The 16654-nt window shown below is 61.3% G+C and carries 18 protein-coding genes and 1 tRNA gene; all 19 read left to right on the forward strand.

What is annotated here, in order from left to right:
* Positions 1–41 precede the first annotated feature (41 nt).
* The 19 genes from hadA to AOT96_RS19115 all read left to right on the forward strand — a co-directional run bounded on the left by hadA (position 42) and on the right by AOT96_RS19115 (position 16601).
* Positions 42–596, forward strand: coding sequence for a (3R)-hydroxyacyl-ACP dehydratase subunit HadA (gene hadA, locus AOT96_RS19025; RefSeq protein WP_007728457.1), 555 nt, complete (start codon positions 42–44; stop codon positions 594–596).
* Entirely contained in the window at positions 583–1008 is a 426-nt protein-coding gene (gene hadB / locus AOT96_RS19030) for a (3R)-hydroxyacyl-ACP dehydratase subunit HadB (protein ID WP_003941909.1), read from the forward strand. Before hadA ends, hadB begins: the two co-directional genes overlap by 14 nt.
* A 173-nt stretch (positions 1009–1181) precedes the next feature.
* Positions 1182–1254 (forward strand) — tRNA-Trp (locus AOT96_RS19035).
* A 31-nt stretch (positions 1255–1285) separates the two neighbouring features.
* Positions 1286–1789, forward strand: coding sequence for a preprotein translocase subunit SecE (gene secE / locus AOT96_RS19040; RefSeq protein ID WP_003942030.1), 504 nt, complete (start codon positions 1286–1288; stop codon positions 1787–1789).
* Between the two features lie 84 nt (positions 1790–1873).
* Complete coding sequence (nusG, locus tag AOT96_RS19045) at positions 1874–2710, forward strand: transcription termination/antitermination protein NusG (protein WP_003942049.1); 837 nt, start codon at positions 1874–1876, stop codon at positions 2708–2710.
* Positions 2711–2776: 66 nt separating this feature from the next.
* Positions 2777–3211 carry a 50S ribosomal protein L11 gene (gene rplK / locus AOT96_RS19050; RefSeq protein WP_003941896.1) on the forward strand — a complete coding sequence of 145 codons (435 nt, stop codon included), beginning with the start codon at positions 2777–2779 and terminating at the stop codon, positions 3209–3211.
* Positions 3212–3320: 109 nt separating this feature from the next.
* Positions 3321–4040, forward strand: coding sequence for a 50S ribosomal protein L1 (gene rplA / locus AOT96_RS19055; protein ID WP_003941982.1), 720 nt, complete (start codon positions 3321–3323; stop codon positions 4038–4040).
* Positions 4041–4191: 151 nt separating this feature from the next.
* Positions 4192–4884 carry a hypothetical protein gene (locus tag AOT96_RS19060; RefSeq protein ID WP_042453090.1) on the forward strand — a complete coding sequence of 231 codons (693 nt, stop codon included), beginning with the start codon at positions 4192–4194 and terminating at the stop codon, positions 4882–4884.
* Between the two features lie 419 nt (positions 4885–5303).
* Positions 5304–5888 (forward strand): 50S ribosomal protein L10, encoded by a 585-nt coding sequence (gene rplJ, locus AOT96_RS19065; RefSeq protein WP_003942074.1) that lies wholly within the window; start codon positions 5304–5306, stop codon positions 5886–5888.
* Between the two features lie 78 nt (positions 5889–5966).
* On the forward strand, positions 5967–6353 hold the full coding sequence (gene rplL, locus AOT96_RS19070) for a 50S ribosomal protein L7/L12 (protein WP_003941857.1): 387 nt from the start codon (positions 5967–5969) through the stop codon (positions 6351–6353).
* A gap of 259 nt (positions 6354–6612) precedes the next feature.
* Positions 6613–7734, forward strand: a complete 1122-nt coding sequence (locus AOT96_RS19075; RefSeq protein ID WP_007728450.1) for an ABC transporter ATP-binding protein — start codon at positions 6613–6615, stop codon at positions 7732–7734.
* 9 nt (positions 7735–7743) lie between these two features.
* Positions 7744–8538 (forward strand): MlaE family ABC transporter permease, encoded by a 795-nt coding sequence (locus tag AOT96_RS19080; RefSeq protein WP_003942038.1) that lies wholly within the window; start codon positions 7744–7746, stop codon positions 8536–8538.
* 5 nt (positions 8539–8543) lie between these two features.
* Positions 8544–9404: an MlaE family ABC transporter permease gene (locus tag AOT96_RS19085; RefSeq protein ID WP_003941894.1), complete on the forward strand. Its 861-nt coding sequence runs from the start codon at positions 8544–8546 to the stop codon at positions 9402–9404.
* Positions 9401–10762, forward strand: a complete 1362-nt coding sequence (locus AOT96_RS19090) for an MCE family protein (RefSeq protein WP_003942007.1) — start codon at positions 9401–9403, stop codon at positions 10760–10762. The genes AOT96_RS19085 and AOT96_RS19090 overlap by 4 nt, the downstream gene beginning before the upstream one ends.
* Complete coding sequence (locus AOT96_RS19095; RefSeq protein WP_003941932.1) at positions 10759–11838, forward strand: MCE family protein; 1080 nt, start codon at positions 10759–10761, stop codon at positions 11836–11838. The genes AOT96_RS19090 and AOT96_RS19095 overlap by 4 nt, the downstream gene beginning before the upstream one ends.
* Positions 11835–12830 (forward strand): MCE family protein, encoded by a 996-nt coding sequence (locus AOT96_RS19100; RefSeq protein WP_003942053.1) that lies wholly within the window; start codon positions 11835–11837, stop codon positions 12828–12830. The genes AOT96_RS19095 and AOT96_RS19100 overlap by 4 nt, the downstream gene beginning before the upstream one ends.
* Positions 12830–14083: an MCE family protein gene (locus AOT96_RS19105; protein ID WP_003941941.1), complete on the forward strand. Its 1254-nt coding sequence runs from the start codon at positions 12830–12832 to the stop codon at positions 14081–14083. Before AOT96_RS19100 ends, AOT96_RS19105 begins: the two co-directional genes overlap by 1 nt.
* Positions 14080–15357 carry an MCE family protein gene (locus tag AOT96_RS19110; protein ID WP_065352140.1) on the forward strand — a complete coding sequence of 426 codons (1278 nt, stop codon included), beginning with the start codon at positions 14080–14082 and terminating at the stop codon, positions 15355–15357. The genes AOT96_RS19105 and AOT96_RS19110 overlap by 4 nt, the downstream gene beginning before the upstream one ends.
* The gene (locus tag AOT96_RS19115; RefSeq protein ID WP_003942085.1) at positions 15354–16601 is read left to right on the forward strand and encodes an MCE family protein; all 1248 of its coding nucleotides are present in this window, start codon (positions 15354–15356) and stop codon (positions 16599–16601) included. Before AOT96_RS19110 ends, AOT96_RS19115 begins: the two co-directional genes overlap by 4 nt.
* The last annotated feature ends 53 nt before the right edge of the window (positions 16602–16654 follow it).

Here is a 16654-nt window from a genome sequence, read left to right on the forward strand (position 1 = left end):
GCCTGCGTCTTCGGGTCCTAGCTAGAAGAGAGTCTCACCGCGTGACAGATTTGCAAGAGAACCAGGCAGCGGCCGAGGTCCCTACGGACCCGGCCGCTCATGCCGTCCAGATGGTCGGTCACCACTATCGTGTCGAAGACTTCTACGAGGTCGGACGCGAGAAGGTACGCGAGTTCGCTCGCGCCGTCCAGGACGCCCATCCCGCGCACTACGACGAGACGGCAGCCAAGGGCCTCGGATATGACGGCCTGATCGCTCCCATCACGTTCGTCGCCATCGTGGGTGCCATTGCTCAGCGACGTCTGTTCGAAGAGATCGTCACAGGCTACGACCTGAGTCAGATTCTTCAGACCGATCAGCGCTTGGTGCTGCACAAGCCCATGCAGGTCGGTGACCGACTCTTCTGCGACGTCTTCCTGGATTCGTTCAGGCAGGCCGCAGGTAGCGACATCATCGTGACCAAGAACATCATCACCGATCAGAACGACGAAGCCGTCGTCACCACGTGGACGACGCTTGTTGCTCGAACGGGTGGGGAAGTGGACGAGAACATCGCCCACGCAGTCAAGGACGTGATGATGCATGTCGCTTCGTAAATTTTCCGACGTGAGTGTCGGCGAACTTCTCCCCGAGAAGTCCGTCACCCTGACGCGTGGAAACCTCGCCAACTACGCGGGTGTTTCGGGAGATCCCAATCCGATTCACTTCAGTGACGAGGTCGCACGACTTGCCGGCTTGCCGGACGTCGTCGCGCACGGCATGCTCTCCATGGGCATCGGTGCCGGCTACGTCACCGAATGGCTGGGAGATCCGGGCGCAGTGACCGAGTACAACGTACGGTTCACGAGCCCGGTGATCGTGGCAGCCGACAAGGCTGCCGAGATCGAGTTCACCGCCAAGGTGAAGTCGATCGACGAAGAAAGCAAGACCGCAGTACTGGCAATTGTGGCCAAGTCCGAAGGTAAGAAGATCTTCGGTCGTGCCACTGCCACGGTCCGTCTAGCCTGATCGCAGGGCGGATTGTGTTTGTTCCGGGGCTTTGAAGTACACTGAGATTTCTGGGATTCCTCAGCGCTGCGCGCTGCCCTGAATGTTGCAAGACATTCACCTCGGGTAGCGCGTATGTTGTGTGATCGCAGAACGGTTGATTCAGGCAGGGTCTACCTGTCGAGGTCAACCAAAGGGGCGTAGCTCAACTGGCAGAGCAGCGGTCTCCAAAACCGCAGGTTGCAGGTTCAAGTCCTGTCGCCCCTGCCCCCGGATGCCAGCGACTGAGAGGAACGACGTGAGCGAGGAGCGCGCCAAGCGCGACGCCGACACTTCGGATGCGGAGACTTCACCGTCTGCCGATTCGACCGGTGTCGACGACACTGCAGCTGACGCGACTACGCGTTCCGATCTTTCGTTGGACAAGGACGGTGCCGAGAAGGCTCCCTCCGCATCCAGTGGGGTTTCCAACAAGCCGACCGGCAAGCGCGCTGCACGCGGCGCCTCGGTCAGCGCGTCCACCGTGAAGACTCCGGCCCGGACGGCATCCCGGACATCTTCGGCCAAGCCGACTGCAACGAACCCCGGCAAGAAGCCCAAGGCGAAGAAGGACAACATCTTCAAGCGCCTGCGCAAATTCTTCCGCGAGGTCATCGCAGAACTCCGTAAGGTCATCTGGCCGAACCGCAAGCAGATGATCACCTACACCAGCGTCGTGCTGACGTTCGTGGTCTTCATGGTCGCTTTCATCAGCGGCGTCGATATCGCTGTGATCAAGGGTGTCACCTGGCTGTTCGGCTGATCGCCGTAGCAGTCGGGCGTCTTTGCCTGCGAGCGCGACAAGACCCGACCCGGGTCCGAGTAACGAGAGGAAGCGAGTGCCCCAGTGAGCACCCCCGAGAACGACACGAATGAGGCTTTGGCCGAAGAGCGTGTTTCTGCCGAGGCGGCAGCCGAAGTAGACGTCGTGGTTGCCGAAGGCACCGATGCAGACGTTGCCGAAGGCACTGATGCAGACGCTGCAGCGACCGAGGACGTCATCTCCGACGATGCCGAGAACTCCGACGAGGCCGCTCCCGCCGCCGAGCTCGAGGTCGAGGATCCCGTTGCCGAACTCAAGGCTGCGCTGCGCCGCGCCCCGGGTGACTGGTACGTCATCCACTCGTACGCCGGTTACGAGAACAAGGTCAAGACCAACCTCGAGACTCGCGTTCAGAACCTCGATGTCGGCGACTACATCTTCCAGGTGGAAGTTCCCACCGAAGAGGTCACCGAGATCAAGAACGGCCAGCGCAAGCAGGTCAACCGCAAGGTTCTGCCCGGATACATCCTCGTTCGCATGGAGCTCAACGACGAGTCGTGGGGCGCCGTGCGCAACACGCCTGGTGTCACCGGTTTTGTCGGTGCCACGTCGCGTCCCTCGCCGCTGACCCTCAACGAGGTCGTCAAGTTCCTGCTCCCGCAGCAGGAACAGAAGAAGCAGCAGGCTGCAGCGGCCGCCGTCGCAGCAGGCGAGGCACCGTCCGAGTCCTTCGGCAAGCCCCTCATCGAGGTCGACTTCGAGGTCGGCGAGTCGGTCACCGTCATGGACGGCCCGTTCGCAACCCTTCCGGCCAGCATCAGCGAGGTCAACGGCGAGCAGCAGAAGCTCAAGGTTCTCGTGTCGATCTTCGGTCGTGAAACCCCGGTTGAGCTCAACTTCAACCAGGTCGCGAAGATCTGACCACCCCAAAACTTGCAATTTGTTCGACGCAAGACACACACCCAAGCTAGAAACTAGGAACTAGAGATGCCCCCAAAGAAGAAGAAGCTCGCCGGGCTCATCAAGCTGCAGATCCAGGCAGGTCAGGCTAACCCTGCACCTCCCGTGGGTCCCGCGCTCGGTCAGCACGGCGTGAACATCATGGAGTTCTGCAAGGCCTACAACGCGGCGACTGAGTCCCAGCGCGGCAACGTTGTGCCGGTCGAGATCTCGGTCTACGAAGACCGGACCTTCGATTTCAAGCTGAAGACCCCTCCCGCCGCCAAGCTGCTCCTCAAGGCAGCCGGCGTCGCCAAGGGCTCCGGCGAACCGCACAAGACCAAGGTTGCCTCGGTGACCATGGATCAGGTGCGCGAAATCGCGAAGACCAAGGCTGAAGACCTCAATGCCAATGACATCGAGCAGGCCGCGAAGATCATCGCCGGCACCGCTCGTTCCATGGGCATCACGGTCCAGGGCTGATAGTCCGCTCCACAGCATTACGTGGGAGGGCCGGCCAGGCCCCGACCACAACTGAACCATTCACCACTGCACAGGTAATTCGCTGCAGTGACAAGTAAGGACAGAACAAATGGCAAAGCGCAGCAAGGCGTACCTCGCCGCCGCTGAGAAGATCGACGCAGACAAGCTCTACAGCCCGCTTCAGGCTGCAAAGCTCGCCAAGGAGACGTCGTCCACCAAGATGGATGCAACCGTTGAGGTTGCAGTTCGTCTGGGCGTCGACCCCCGTAAGGCTGACCAGATGGTCCGCGGAACGGTCAACCTGCCCCACGGCACCGGTAAGACCGCTCGCGTCATCGTGTTCGCTGTTGGCGAGAAGGCAGCAGAAGCCGAGGCTGCAGGCGCTGACGTAGTCGGTGCAGAAGACCTGATCGAGCGCATCCAGGGTGGATGGGTCGATTTCGACGCCGCAATCGCGACTCCTGATCAGATGGCCAAGGTCGGCCGCATCGCCCGTGTCCTCGGACCGCGTGGCCTGATGCCGAACCCGAAGACGGGCACCGTCACGGCGGATGTCACCAAGGCTGTCAACGACATCAAGGGCGGAAAGATCAACTTCCGCGTCGACAAGCAGGCCAACCTGCACTTCGTCATCGGCAAGGCATCGTTCGACGATGAGAAGCTGGTGGAGAACTACGGCGCAGCCCTGGACGAGATCCTGCGTGCGAAGCCCTCGTCGGCCAAGGGTCGCTACGTGAAGAAGATCACGGTCTCGACCACCACCGGTCCGGGCATCCCGGTGGATCCGAACCGTACTCGCAACCTCCTCGAGGATGCTGCAGACGCGTAAGCAGTCCGCATACGAACAAGAAGGCCGGCAGGGATCACTCCCTGCCGGCCTTCTTGCCGTTTCGGGAGAGTGTGATCCCTGCCGGTGGTATCGGTCCAACGGTGGTATCGGTCCAACGGTGGTATCGATCTAACGGTGGCATCATCGGGGTATGCACGAAGCGTTCCAGTTCCTCGGAAACTTTTGGTGGCTGATCTTCGTTTTCGGCGGCACCATCGGTGGGGCGCTGAAGGGTGTCGCGGTTGCCAACGAAAGGCGGATCGAGCGCCGGCAAGAGCGCTTCCGGCTCAAGCAGCAGACCAAGGTCGCCATCGCGCAAGCCAACGCACAACATCACGCCGACGAAGAAACACAGCGCCGAGAGCTGGCCAAGGCAATCGAGCAGCACGATGCGGTCGACGCCCGATGGTTCTCGTACGAACTCGATCCGGTCACACTGCTCGACACCCCGATGATGACGGACATGCGCGAGCCTTTGACCGCCGATTTTCATCGAGCCAAATATCGTGCCGATCTGCTTCGCCCAGGCAATCCGGAGACGATGATCGGCAACCAGCAGGCACAAACCGAGTACCGCGAGGCGGTGCACGCTTACTCGATCGCCTTCGAAATCGCGGAAGCTGAGGCGAAGCGCCGCCGACGGAGCGGATTCACCCTCGACGAACAAGAACGCCTGGTACGGGCGCAACGTCTGCTGCGACTGGCCATGGACGAGGGCGCGACGCCACAGGAACGTCAGAGTGCGTATCGGAAGGCCCACAAGGAACTCGATGGATTGCTGGTGTTGCCGGACCGAGCTCGGGCAGCAATCGAACACAAGATCGCCAGGGCTATCGGTGCTTGAAGGAATCGGGTGCGTGACGAACCCGATTTGGTTGTGCAGCGAGCAGTCAGGTAGTCTTCGAGGCGGAGTTCAGTGCTGGATATGAACTTCACCCCAAAATCATGTTCTACCCAAGACCGTTGGTGATTGCACTCAGTGATGGGTGTGGTTGAAAGTCCGGGAGTGCCCGGCGGCCCACGTAGGTGAACGAGGTAGGGGGATAGCTTGATGTAGTGGTTCTACAGTTTGCCTGGTTATGCACTGCCTCGCTTTGCATCGTTACGCTGATTCGTAAGCCTCTTCTTCATGTTTCCTCTGTACGCCCCGTGCGCTTGCGCCGGGGCGTTTTGCATGTCGCGGACTGTGTCTTCTCGGGTTCACCCCGATGAGGTGCAGCGGTTCCTGAGTGGGACAACGACTGTCACGAGAGGAGGCGAAGTATGGCAAAGCCTGAGAAGGTTTCCGCAGTTGCGGAAATCACCGAGCAGTTCAAGGGTTCGACCGCCGCTGTGGTCACGGAATACCGTGGCCTTTCGGTTGGCAACATCACGACACTGCGACGCGCTCTCGGAGAAGGTGCCACCTACTCCGTCGCCAAGAACACCCTGGTCAAGCGTGCCGCCGCAGAGGCTGGCATCGAGGGCCTTGATGACCTGTTCGTTGGTCCGACCGCCATTGCATTCATCAAGGGCGAACCGGTCGACGCTGCGAAGGCTCTGAAGAACTTCGCTAAGGACAACAAGGCGCTCATCATCAAGGGCGGCTACATGGACGGCGCTGCGCTGTCCGTGGAAGAGGTCAACAAGATCGCGGATCTCGAATCCCGCGAAATCCTGTTGGCAAAGCTTGCCGGCGCGATGAAGGGCAACTTGGCAAAGGCCGCAGGCCTGTTCAATGCTCCCGCTTCGCAGATGGCCCGTCTGGCCGCTGCCCTGCAGGAGAAGAAGGCTGCAGAAGGCGGAGCCGCAGAGGCCCCCGCAGAGGCTGCCACCGAGGCTCCGGCCGAGGCCGAAGCCGAAAGCTGATCCGCACCCGCGCATCACTGCTATAACCCCGCCCGGTCGCGGATCAGCGACATGGGACTTACAGGAAGGACCGCCACAATGGCGAAGCTCAGCACCGAAGAGTTGTTGGACCAGTTCAAGGAGCTCACCCTCCTCGAGCTCTCGGAGTTCGTTAAGGCATTCGAGGAGACCTTCGAGGTCACCGCTGCTGCTCCCGTCGCCGTCGCCGCTGCAGGCGCACCGGCTGCCGGCGCAGAAGCTGCTGAAGAGCAGGACGAGTTCGACGTCGTCCTCGAGTCGGCTGGCGACAAGAAGATCCAGGTCATCAAGGTCGTCCGTGAGGTCGTTTCCGGCCTCGGCCTGAAGGAAGCCAAGGATCTCGTCGAGAGCGCTCCGAAGGCCATCCTCGAGAAGGTTGCCAAGGACGCCGCAGAGGCTGCCAAGGAAAAGCTCGAAGCTGCCGGCGCAAAGATCGTCATCAAGTAAGACGGTTTTCCCGCTGCTCTTCGCGAGTAGTAACGAAGAGGGCCACTCCCCACGGGGAGTGGCCCTCTTTTTTTGAACTTTTTTCGCGGGTGATATGCCGGAATTCATGCAGGTGGGAGGGGTGTCCGAACTAGGCTGTGATCTGAATTATGCTTCTTCCCTACTCGTTAGTAGTATTCGCAGTCACGGGTACCACTCCCATGCGATAGAGTGACCCAACCCACACGGGTGCATGCATGCAACGGACGTCGCGGAGGTAATGGTGGGAGTCGAGGTAGCGGTACAAGGACTGACAAAGTCTTTCGGGTCGCAGAGGATTTGGCAGGACGTGTCGTTGACACTTCCCGCGGGTGAGGTCAGCGCACTGCTCGGGCCTTCGGGTACCGGTAAGTCGGTGTTCCTGAAGTCCCTGATCGGACTGCTCCGCCCTGAACAAGGCTCCATCGTCATCGACGGCACGGACATCCTGCAGTGCTCCTCCAAGGAGCTCTACGAGATCCGCAAGCTGTTCGGCGTTCTCTTCCAGGACGGCGCACTGTTCGGCTCGATGAACTTGTACGACAACATCGCCTTCCCGCTTCGTGAGCACACCAAGAAGTCGGAATCCGATATCCGCAAGATCGTGATGGAGAAGTTGGACCTCACGGGTCTGGTCGGCGCCGAGGACAAGCTTCCCGGTGAGATCTCCGGCGGTATGCGCAAGCGTGCCGGTCTGGCGCGTGCACTCGTTCTCGATCCCGAGATCATCCTCGTCGACGAACCCGACTCCGGTCTGGATCCGGTGCGTACGACGTACATCAGCCAAACGCTGATCGACATCAACGCCCAGTCGGACGCGACGATTCTGATCGTCTCGCACAACATCAACCTCGCACGCACGGTGCCGGACAACATCGGCATGCTCTTCCGTCGTCAGTTGGTGATGTTCGGTCCTCGCGAGGTGCTGCTCACCTCGGACGAGCCCGTCGTCAAGCAGTTCCTCAACGGAACGATGATCGGTCCGATCGGTATGTCGGAGGAGAAGGACGAGGCTCAGATGGCGCACGAGCAGGCGCTCGTCGACGCCGGTCACCACGCCGGTGGTGTCGACGACGTCGAGGGCATCGTGCCGCAGATGAAGGCCACCCCCGGAAACCCGGAGCGTCAGGCTGTTCGTCGTCGCCAGGAGCGCGTCCGTCAGATCATGCACACCCTCCCAGCTAACGCACAGGCGGCGATTCAGGACAGCCTCGACGAGGTTGACGGAACTGGGCAGTACGATCCCCAGTACGCCGAAGCGAGCGGCTATCAGGGGGAGTGGAACGACAACTCGCAAGACACGCAGGTCATTCCTGCATACGAGGGCGATCCCTACGGAAACACGACACACGGGCAAGGGTAGGCATATCGGATGGGGGTTACCCGCAACTCGGTTCTGAGTCCGGTCAACGGAGCATTAACTCAGGCCGGAAACATCGTCGAACTGTTTGTCGACGTCGTCAGGAATACGTTCCGGCGTCCATTTCAGTTCCGTGAGTTCATCGAGCAGGCCTGGTTCATCGCCAGCGTGACAATTTTGCCGACGGCATTGGTAGCCATCCCTTTCGGCGCCGTCGTCTCACTGCAGACCGGTTCGCTGATCAAGCAGTTGGGTGCAGAATCGTTCACTGGCGCTGCCAGCGTCCTGGCGGTGATCCAGCAGGGTAGCCCCCTGGTGACAGCGTTGCTGGTCGCCGGTGCGGCCGGATCGGCCGTGACGGCCGATCTCGGTTCTCGAACCATCCGTGAAGAGATCGACGCGATGGAAGTCCTCGGAATCAATCCGATTCAGCGCCTGGTGGTTCCGCGTGTCCTCGCGATGGTGCTGATCGCTGTTCTGCTCAACGGACTGGTGTCCGTCGTCGGTATCGCGGGTGGTTACTTCTTCAACGTGATCCTGCAGGGCGGTAACCCCGGTGCCTACATCTCGTCGTTCTCAGCTTTTGCGCAGCTACCGGACATTTGGAGCGGTGAGATCAAAGCCGCGGTGTTCGGTGTCATCGCTGGTGTGATCTCCGCGTACAAGGGACTCCACCCGTCCGGTGGCCCGAAGGGCGTCGGTGAGGCGGTGAACCAGGCTGTCGTCATCACGTTCCTGCTGTTGTTCTTCGCCAATCTGATTCTGACGATGGTGTACCTCCAGATCGTGCCGGCGAAGGGATCTTGACCTAAATGACCATCGCACGAGGCCGCGGCGATCAGTTCCTGCTGAAGAGTCGCAAAGTAGCCAGAATTCCAGTGAACGCGTTGGACCGCGCGGGCGAGCAGATGTCGTTCTACGCGCGCGCCATCGCGTGGACCCCGCGCACCCTGCATCGGTACCGGAAGGAGACGCTTCGACTACTCGCCGAAGTGACCTTCGGTAGCGGTGCGCTCGCAGTGATCGGCGGAACCATCGGCGTCATCGCGATGATGTCCGGATTCACGGGTGTCGTCGTCGGCCTCCAGGGCTTCGCCGCTCTGGAGCAGTTGGGTAGCTCGGTCCTGACCGGCTTCCTCTCCGCATACGTCAACACCCGTGAGATCGCTCCGATCGTTGCGGCTCTTGCGCTCTCGGCCACGGTTGGTTGTGGCTTCACCGCCCAACTCGGTGCCATGCGAATCTCCGAAGAGATCGACGCGCTCGAGGTCATGGCAGTTCCGTCGGTGCCGTTCCTGGTCACGACGCGCATGATCGCCGGCTTCGTCGCCGTCATTCCGCTGTACATCGTGGGTCTACTCGCGGCGTACCTCGCCTCGAGAGTGATCAGCACGGTCTTCAACGGGCAGTCGACGGGTTCCTACGACCACTACTTCAACCTGTTCCTGCCACCGCAGGACGTGCTGTATTCGTTTGCGAAAGTCCTGGTATTCGCCTTCGTGCTGATCCTGATCCACTGCTACTACGGGTTCCATGCCTCAGGTGGTCCCGCAGGTGTCGGTGTGGCCGTCGGCCGCGCTGTTCGCGCCGCAATCGTGACGATCGCCGTTCTCGACTTCTTCCTCAGCCTCGCAATCTGGGGCACCACGACGACAGTGAGGGTGGCCGGATGATCGAGGCTCCGTCAGTCCTGCGCCGCCGTGTGCTCGGACTCGTGTTCTTCGTGGTGTTGGCATTGTTCCTGGCCTTCACCATCGGAACCTTCAACAAGACGTTCAAGGACGTCGTGAAGATCGACCTCGTGACCGACACAGTCGGAAATGCGTTGCCACCCAACGCGGACGTCAAGGTCCGTGGGCTGCTGGTCGGCGAGGTGCGATCCGCGTCGACGAAAGACGGCCAGGTCACCTCGGTCCTCGCGATCGAGCCGGACAAGGCTGATCTCATTCCGTCCAACGTCACGGCGCGTCTGCTCCCGAAGACGCTTTTCGGTGAGCGCTACGTCTCCCTGATCATTCCGGAGGGAACCACCGCGACCCCGATTTCCGCGGGAACGGTGATCCACCAGGACAAGAGCGGCAATGCTGTCGAGGTCGGCGACGTTCTGGACGGACTGCTCCCACTTCTGCAGGCGATTCCGCCGCAGGATCTGGCGAACACTCTCGGTTCTCTCGCGCAGGGTCTGACGGGACGCGGCGCCGAGCTCGGTCTGACGGTCGATCGTCTCGAGGAGATCTTCCGCGGCGTCAATACCGAACTGCCCGCGGTGCAAGAGGATCTGCGCAAGTTCGCGGACTTCTCCCAGACGTACTCGGACGCTGCGCCCGATCTGATCAACGCTCTCGACAATCTGCGGACCACGGGTAACACGGTGGTGCAGAAGCAGGACCAGTTGCGGACACTGCTGGCGTCGCTCACCGTGACATCGTCGGACACCGCAGCCTTCCTCGAAGCGAACTCGTCCTCGATCATCACGCTCGCTGCGGATTCGAAGGAAGCTCTCCAGCTTCTGGCCCAGTACTCTCCGACCTTCGGGTGCACGTTCAAGGGCTTCTCGGACACCGCTCCGGAAGCTGCCAAGATCCTGTCCACCGACGCGCCCAATCCTGGTGTGCGTGCGAGTATTCAGATCGTGAACCCCAAGGGTCGCTACCTGCCCAACCAGGACGAGCCACGGCTCGTCGATAACCGCGGCCCGGTTTGCTACGACAACGTCACCGAGCCCGGTCGTCCGTTCCCGCAGTACCCCGGCGGTTCGTACGGTGACGGTTCCTACCAGGTTCCTTCCCGCAATCCAGGTCCCGCCACCATGGAATTCCTGCCTGCACCCGAGGGCTCCGGACCTCAGTTGTTCTCGACCAACAACAGCGGTCCGGCTCAGCAGGCCGGCTACGCGGGCTCGAAACTCGAAGAGGATACGTTGAAGGTGATCTACGGACAGGCCAACGGTGTTGCGCCGGACGATGTTCCGGCGTGGACCACGATGGTCAGCGCTCCGGCATTCGCAGGTGCGGAGGTGAGCGTCCAATGAGAGGACTCGCAGCTCCGCTGACAAAGCTCATCATCTTCGTTGTGGTGACGGTCCTGGCGACAGGACTGCTGGCAGCCAGTATCGCCAACCTCGGCGGCGGTGGCGGCACCAAGTTCAACGCCGTCTTCTCCGACGTCACTTCGTTGAACGAGGGCGACGAGGTTCGCATTGCCGGTGTTCGTGTCGGCCAGGTCGAGAAGATTGCCATCGTCAACGACAACCAGGCCGAGGTCCAGTTCTCGGTATCCGACCGTGATTGGTTGCCGGCCAGTTCCATCGCCACCATCCGGTTCCGCAACCTGGTGGGGCAGCGGTACATCTCGCTCTCGCAAGGTGAAGGCAGCCAAGGCAAGAAGATCACCGGCGGCGATACCCTGCCGCTGTCTCAGACGCGCCCGGCAGTCAACCTCACGACACTCTTCAACGGCTTCAAGCCGCTGTTCACCACCCTGAGCGCGGACGACGTCAACAAGCTGTCGTACCAGATCATCCAGGTGTTCCAAGGCGAATCGGGCACCATCAGTGAGCTCGTGCGCAACACCGCGAGCCTGACCAACACCGTCGCGGACAAGGACGCGGTCATCGGCGCGGTGATCAAGAACCTCAACGACGTTCTCGACACCGTCAACGCGAACGACAAGAACCTCGATTCACTGATCGTCAACACCCAGCAACTCGTCACCGGGTTGGCCAACGAGCGTGGGGTGGTCGGTTCGGCCGTCACCTCACTCGCCGGCCTGACCGACGCGACGGCAGACCTGCTCGAGCCGACGCGGCCGTCGATTCAGGGCTCGATCACGGCGCTCAACACACTGGCGACCACACTCAATCGTCGGAGTGACGACGTCAACGCGGTGCTCGAGACCTTGCCGGTCAAGCTCGAGAAGCTCGCACGCGTAGCGAGCTACGGTTCCTGGTTCCAGTTCTATCTGTGCGGAATCGACATCGTTGCTGGTCCAGGACAGTCTGCGTCGCTGAATCTGCCCACCGGCCTGCCGACGGTCAATCAGCCGATTTACACCAACGCGGCCACGCGATGCACTCAAGACGGTATGAGGGAGTTGCAAGGTCGATGAGTAAACGTCGCAGTCCGGCAATGGCCGGAGCCATCGGTATCTTCGTGGTGCTGCTGGCCACTTTGTCCGCGTTCTTCCTCGATTCGCTTCCGTTCGTGGGAGCAGGCTCGTCCTACTCCGCCGAGTTCTCCGAAGCCGCGGGTCTCAAGCCTGGTAACGAGGTTCGTATCGCCGGCGTGAAGGTCGGCAAGGTCACTTCCGTCGATCTCGACGGTGACCGTGTTCTCGTCGACTTCAAGGTCAGTGACGCGTGGGTGGGAGATCAAACCTCTGCGTCCATTCAGATCAAGACCATTCTGGGACAGAAGTACCTCGCACTAGATCCGCGCGGAACCGACAACCTCGATCCCAAGGATCGGATTCCGCTCGAGCGCACCACCTCTCCGTACGACGTCGTTCAGGCCTTCTCGGCCGCGGCGGACACCGTCGGCGACATCGACACCGACCAGTTGGCGAAGAGCATGGAGACGTTGTCCCAGGCATTCTCCGAGACGCCTGGCGATGTCCGCGCTTCGCTCGACGGTGTCAGTCGGCTGTCGCAGACGATCGCGAGCCGCGATCAGGACTTGCAGAAGCTCTTCGCCGCCACCGGGAAGACGTCGCAGATTCTTGCTGACCGCAACAAGGAATTCACCCAGCTGATCCGAGACGGTGGACTACTGGTGCAGGAGCTCAACAATCGCCAGCAAGCGATTTCGCAGCTGCTCACCGGAACTCAGCGCGTCTCTCAGCAGCTCACCGGTCTCGTTCGTGACAACGAGGCGGCAATCGGGCCGGCGCTGACGCAGCTCAACGGCGTCATCGACATCCTGAAGGCAAACAACGAGAACCTGGACAAGGCACTGAAGCTCTACGAACCCTTCATTCGCTTGTATGCCAACGTGGTCGGCAACGGCCGTTGGTTCGACCAGGTCGTCGTGAACCTCCTTCCGCCGGGTCTGCCGGACATTCCGGGCTACCGTGACCCCGTTCGTACGTTGGGAGGCAACTGATGGCTGATACTGCCGAAGCCGGAAGCGGCTCCAAGAAGCGCTCGGTCGCGATCATCGCCGCTGTTCTGATCGGGTTACTCGTAATCGGTGGCGCGCTGTGGTGGGTGTTCACTCGCGCCGGTACCACCAAGATCACCGCTTACTTCGACAAGTCGGTGGGTATCTACGACGGTTCCGACGTTCGTGTCCTCGGTGTCAAGGTCGGCACCGTCGAATCCGTCGAACCCCAGGGAGATCAGGTCAAGGTCGAGCTGCGTGTCGATCGTGGGATCGACATTCCCGCGGGTGCCAGTGCCGCTCAGATCACGCCGTCGGTGGTTGCCGACCGCTACATCCAGCTGACACCGGTCTTCACCGGCGGCGACAAGATGGCCAGCGGTGCAGTAATTCCGATCGAGAAGACGGCGACGCCTGTCGAGGTCGACCAGTTGTACTCCAGCATCGACGAACTCGCGTCGGCTCTCGGTCCTGAAGGTGCCAACAAGAACGGAGCACTGTCCGATTTCGTCGAGACAGGTGCGGCCAACCTCGAGGGCAACGGTGAAGCGTTGGGAGACAGCATCACCAACCTCTCGGATGCCGCACGGACGCTCAACGATTCGCGTGACAACATCTCGCTCACCATCAAGAACCTGGATACTTTTGTGGGCGCTCTCGCGGCCAACGATCAGCAGGTGCGCCAGTTCAACACGCAGTTGTCGGACCTGACCGGATTCCTGGCAGGTGAGCGCGACGATCTCGGTGCCGCTCTGAACCAGCTCTCGATTGCGCTCGGCGACGTCGCGAAGTTCGTGGCCGACAACCGCGATCAACTGGTCCAGACAACCGAAGGTCTCGTCGAACCGACACAGACATTGGCGAACAACAAGGAAGCACTGGCCAACACGCTCACCATGCTTCCGCTGGCGATCTCCAACTTGGTCAACTCGTACGACGCCGAATCAGGTGTGCTGGCTTCACGTCTGGCGTTCCCTGATCTTCAGAACCCGGCCGGCGTGCTCTGCAAGTTGATGGACCTCGGCAAGCTGTTGCCCGGTGATCCGCGGTTCGAGGCATTGGGAAGGCAGATGCAACCGGCTATCGACCAGTGCGCAAACGTCGCAGCGATGACCGACGCAGCCAATCAGGCTGCAGGCCTGAACCTTCCCTTCGGCATCCTTGCCGGTTCCGAACGACAGATGCAGGTAGTTCCGGGCACTGTGCCCGGCGTCGTGTCACCGCGACTGACCAGTGGAAACGGGGAGGGCGAGTGAAGCGTTCATTGATAGTCGGCGCCGGATTGTGCGCCGTCCTGATCTCGGCAACCGCCTGCTCGTCCGAGGGGATCTACGCTGTCCCGCTTCCCGGCGGTCCTGATGTGGGTTCCGATCCGATGCACTTGACCATTCAGTTCGACGACGTGCTCGACTTGGTTCCGCAGTCCGCTGTGAAGGTCGACGGCGTTCCCGTCGGTCGCGTCGACGACGTGTCGGTCGGACCGGACGGATGGACCGCGGATGTCGGCATTATCCTCGACTCGTCGGTTGATCTGCCCGCCAACGCAATTGCCGCGGTCGAGCAGACCAACCTGCTCGGCGAGAAGTTCATCCAGCTGTCGGCCCCGCCGTCCGGACCGGACTCTACGAAGCTGGCCGACGGTGATCTCATTCCGCTGGATCGCACTCGCCACGCCACGGAGATCGAGCAGGTTCTCGGCGCATTGTCGCTGCTGCTCAATGGCGGCGGTGTGGGCCAGTTGCAGCCCATCGTCGAAGAACTCGGTGCCGCGTTCGACGGTCGCGAAGGCAAGACGAGAAGTCTTCTGGAGCAGGCGAACACACTCATCGGTGGACTCAACGAGCAGCGTGACGACATCACACGCGCGCTCGACGGCCTGGATGTGCTCTCGACTCGCGTCAACGATCAGAACGAGAAGATCGGGAAGATTCTCGAGGAACTCCCCGTTGCGACACAGGTTCTCAACGAGCAGCGTCCGCAGCTGACGCAGATGCTCGCTCAGGTGGATCGACTCGGAACAGTGGGAACCGACGTCCTCACACAGTCCAAGGACGATCTGATCGCTGATCTTAAGGCTCTGCGTCCGACGCTGCAGGCGCTCGCAGACTCCGGTGACGACTTCGTGGGGGCACTTCCGTTCCTTCCGACGTTCCCGTTCCCGGACGGTGTCGAGAAGATTGCACAGGGTGGTTCCGTCAACCTCTTCCTGAGTGTCGACCTGCAGATCGGCAATACACTCTCGGGTCTCGGTGTCGGGCAGGGAGAACCGGAATACCGCCAGCCCAAGTTCGGCAATCCCAAGCCGGTGGTCGACCCCTCCAACCCGTACTACAACGGCAACGGACCGCGACCGGGCTGGCCGACAGTGTCACTGCTGCCGATCGCTCCGATCCTGCCGCAGGTTCCCGTTGTCGCCGGCCTTCCCGCCACAACAGCGGGTGACCCGGCAACGCCGGCGCCCGCGGCGAACCCACTCAACCCCATCCAGGGAATGCTGGAACAGTTCGGAATCGGCGGTGATGGACAGTGAGATCAGCTCTGGTCAGATGGCAGCTCGTCGGCTTTGTCGTGGTTGCGCTCCTGGGTCTCATCTACGTCGGCGCCAAGTACGTGCGCCTGGACAACCTCATGGGGTTCGGTCAGTACACGGTCAAGACCGAATTGGCCACGTCCGGTGGAATTTTCACCAACGCCGAGGTGACGTATCGCGGCGTGCCGGTCGGGCGAGTGGGCGACATGTCGTTGACCGAGGACGGAATTCAGGTCGACCTGAAGATCGACAACAGTGCTCCGGAGATTCCCGCGTCGGCCCGTGCCGTCGTGGCCAACCGCTCCGCCATCGGTGAGCAGTACGTCGACCTTCAGCCCGATACCGATCAGGGACCGTTCCTCGAGGACGGCTCGGTGATCGCGGTGGGGGACACCACAACTCCGATCCCGATCGAGGATGTGCTGACCAGTGCCAACGGCTTGGTCAAGTCCGTGCCCGTCGACGCGCTCCACACCGTCGCCGTCGAACTCGGTGCAGCGTTCAACGGCAAGGGCGAGGACATTCAGGTCCTGGCCGATTCGCTGTCCGGTCTCTCGCAGTCCGGGCTCGACACTCTGCCTCAGACGCTCGCGCTGATTCGGAACAGTGAGACGGTACTGACGACGCAGTCGGATCAGTCCTCCGCGATCAAGCAGTTCAGTACCGATCTCGATGCTGTCACGGCGCAGTTGAGGACCAGCGATCCGGACATCCGTCGCTTGATCGACAACGGCATCCCGGCCAGCGATCAGATCGGTGCCCTCATCAACGAGGCGGGCCCGAGCCTGACGACTGACCTGACCAATCTTGCCGCGACCACCAAGACGCTTGCACCCCGAACGATCGCGCTGCAGCCGTTCCTGATCTTCCTTCCCGGCCTGGCCGCTGCCGCACCGACGGTTGCTCCCGGCGACGGAACGGTCCATCAGGGCTTGGTGCTCGAGACCAACAATCCGCTCTCGTGCACGGTGGGTTACGAAGGCACCATGGCGATCCTGGACGAGATGAAGCGTCAGAATCCCAACTTCGACGACACCCAGCAGGATTTCCCGCTCAACACCGCGGCCTCGTGTGAGACGCCGCTGGGCAGCGAGACGGGCGTCCGCAGTGCCAACCGCGTGGTGTACGCCGATCCCGACACGATCCAGCCTTGGGACTTCAAGCCGAAGGTCGATCCGGACAAGTTGAACCTCAACCCGATCGCGACGCAGTTGGCGCCGTTGCTCGGAGTGACACCGAAGTAGACCGATCCGAATGTGGTCGAGTTTGTGCAGTTCAGGCTACTGAGTTGTGGCAG

This window comes from Rhodococcus sp. 008, from assembly GCF_001682295.1.
Lineage (GTDB): Bacteria > Actinomycetota > Actinomycetes > Mycobacteriales > Mycobacteriaceae > Rhodococcus_F > Rhodococcus_F qingshengii.

What these genes read in the sequence shown, in the direction of transcription:
- hadB (WP_003941909.1), top strand. Translation starts at nt 583, where the DNA reads ATGTCGCTTCGTAAATTTTCCGACGTGAGTGTCGGCGAACTTCTCCCC.
- rplK (WP_003941896.1), top strand. Translation starts at nt 2,777, where the DNA reads ATGCCCCCAAAGAAGAAGAAGCTCGCCGGGCTCATCAAGCTGCAGATC.
- rplA (WP_003941982.1), top strand. Translation starts at nt 3,321, where the DNA reads ATGGCAAAGCGCAGCAAGGCGTACCTCGCCGCCGCTGAGAAGATCGAC.
- AOT96_RS19060 (WP_042453090.1), top strand. Translation starts at nt 4,192, where the DNA reads ATGCACGAAGCGTTCCAGTTCCTCGGAAACTTTTGGTGGCTGATCTTC.
- rplJ (WP_003942074.1), top strand. Translation starts at nt 5,304, where the DNA reads ATGGCAAAGCCTGAGAAGGTTTCCGCAGTTGCGGAAATCACCGAGCAG.
- rplL (WP_003941857.1), top strand. Translation starts at nt 5,967, where the DNA reads ATGGCGAAGCTCAGCACCGAAGAGTTGTTGGACCAGTTCAAGGAGCTC.
- AOT96_RS19075 (WP_007728450.1), top strand. Translation starts at nt 6,613, where the DNA reads ATGGTGGGAGTCGAGGTAGCGGTACAAGGACTGACAAAGTCTTTCGGG.
- AOT96_RS19080 (WP_003942038.1), top strand. Translation starts at nt 7,744, where the DNA reads ATGGGGGTTACCCGCAACTCGGTTCTGAGTCCGGTCAACGGAGCATTA.
- AOT96_RS19085 (WP_003941894.1), top strand. Translation starts at nt 8,544, where the DNA reads ATGACCATCGCACGAGGCCGCGGCGATCAGTTCCTGCTGAAGAGTCGC.
- AOT96_RS19090 (WP_003942007.1), top strand. Translation starts at nt 9,401, where the DNA reads ATGATCGAGGCTCCGTCAGTCCTGCGCCGCCGTGTGCTCGGACTCGTG.
- AOT96_RS19095 (WP_003941932.1), top strand. Translation starts at nt 10,759, where the DNA reads ATGAGAGGACTCGCAGCTCCGCTGACAAAGCTCATCATCTTCGTTGTG.
- AOT96_RS19100 (WP_003942053.1), top strand. Translation starts at nt 11,835, where the DNA reads ATGAGTAAACGTCGCAGTCCGGCAATGGCCGGAGCCATCGGTATCTTC.
- AOT96_RS19105 (WP_003941941.1), top strand. Translation starts at nt 12,830, where the DNA reads ATGGCTGATACTGCCGAAGCCGGAAGCGGCTCCAAGAAGCGCTCGGTC.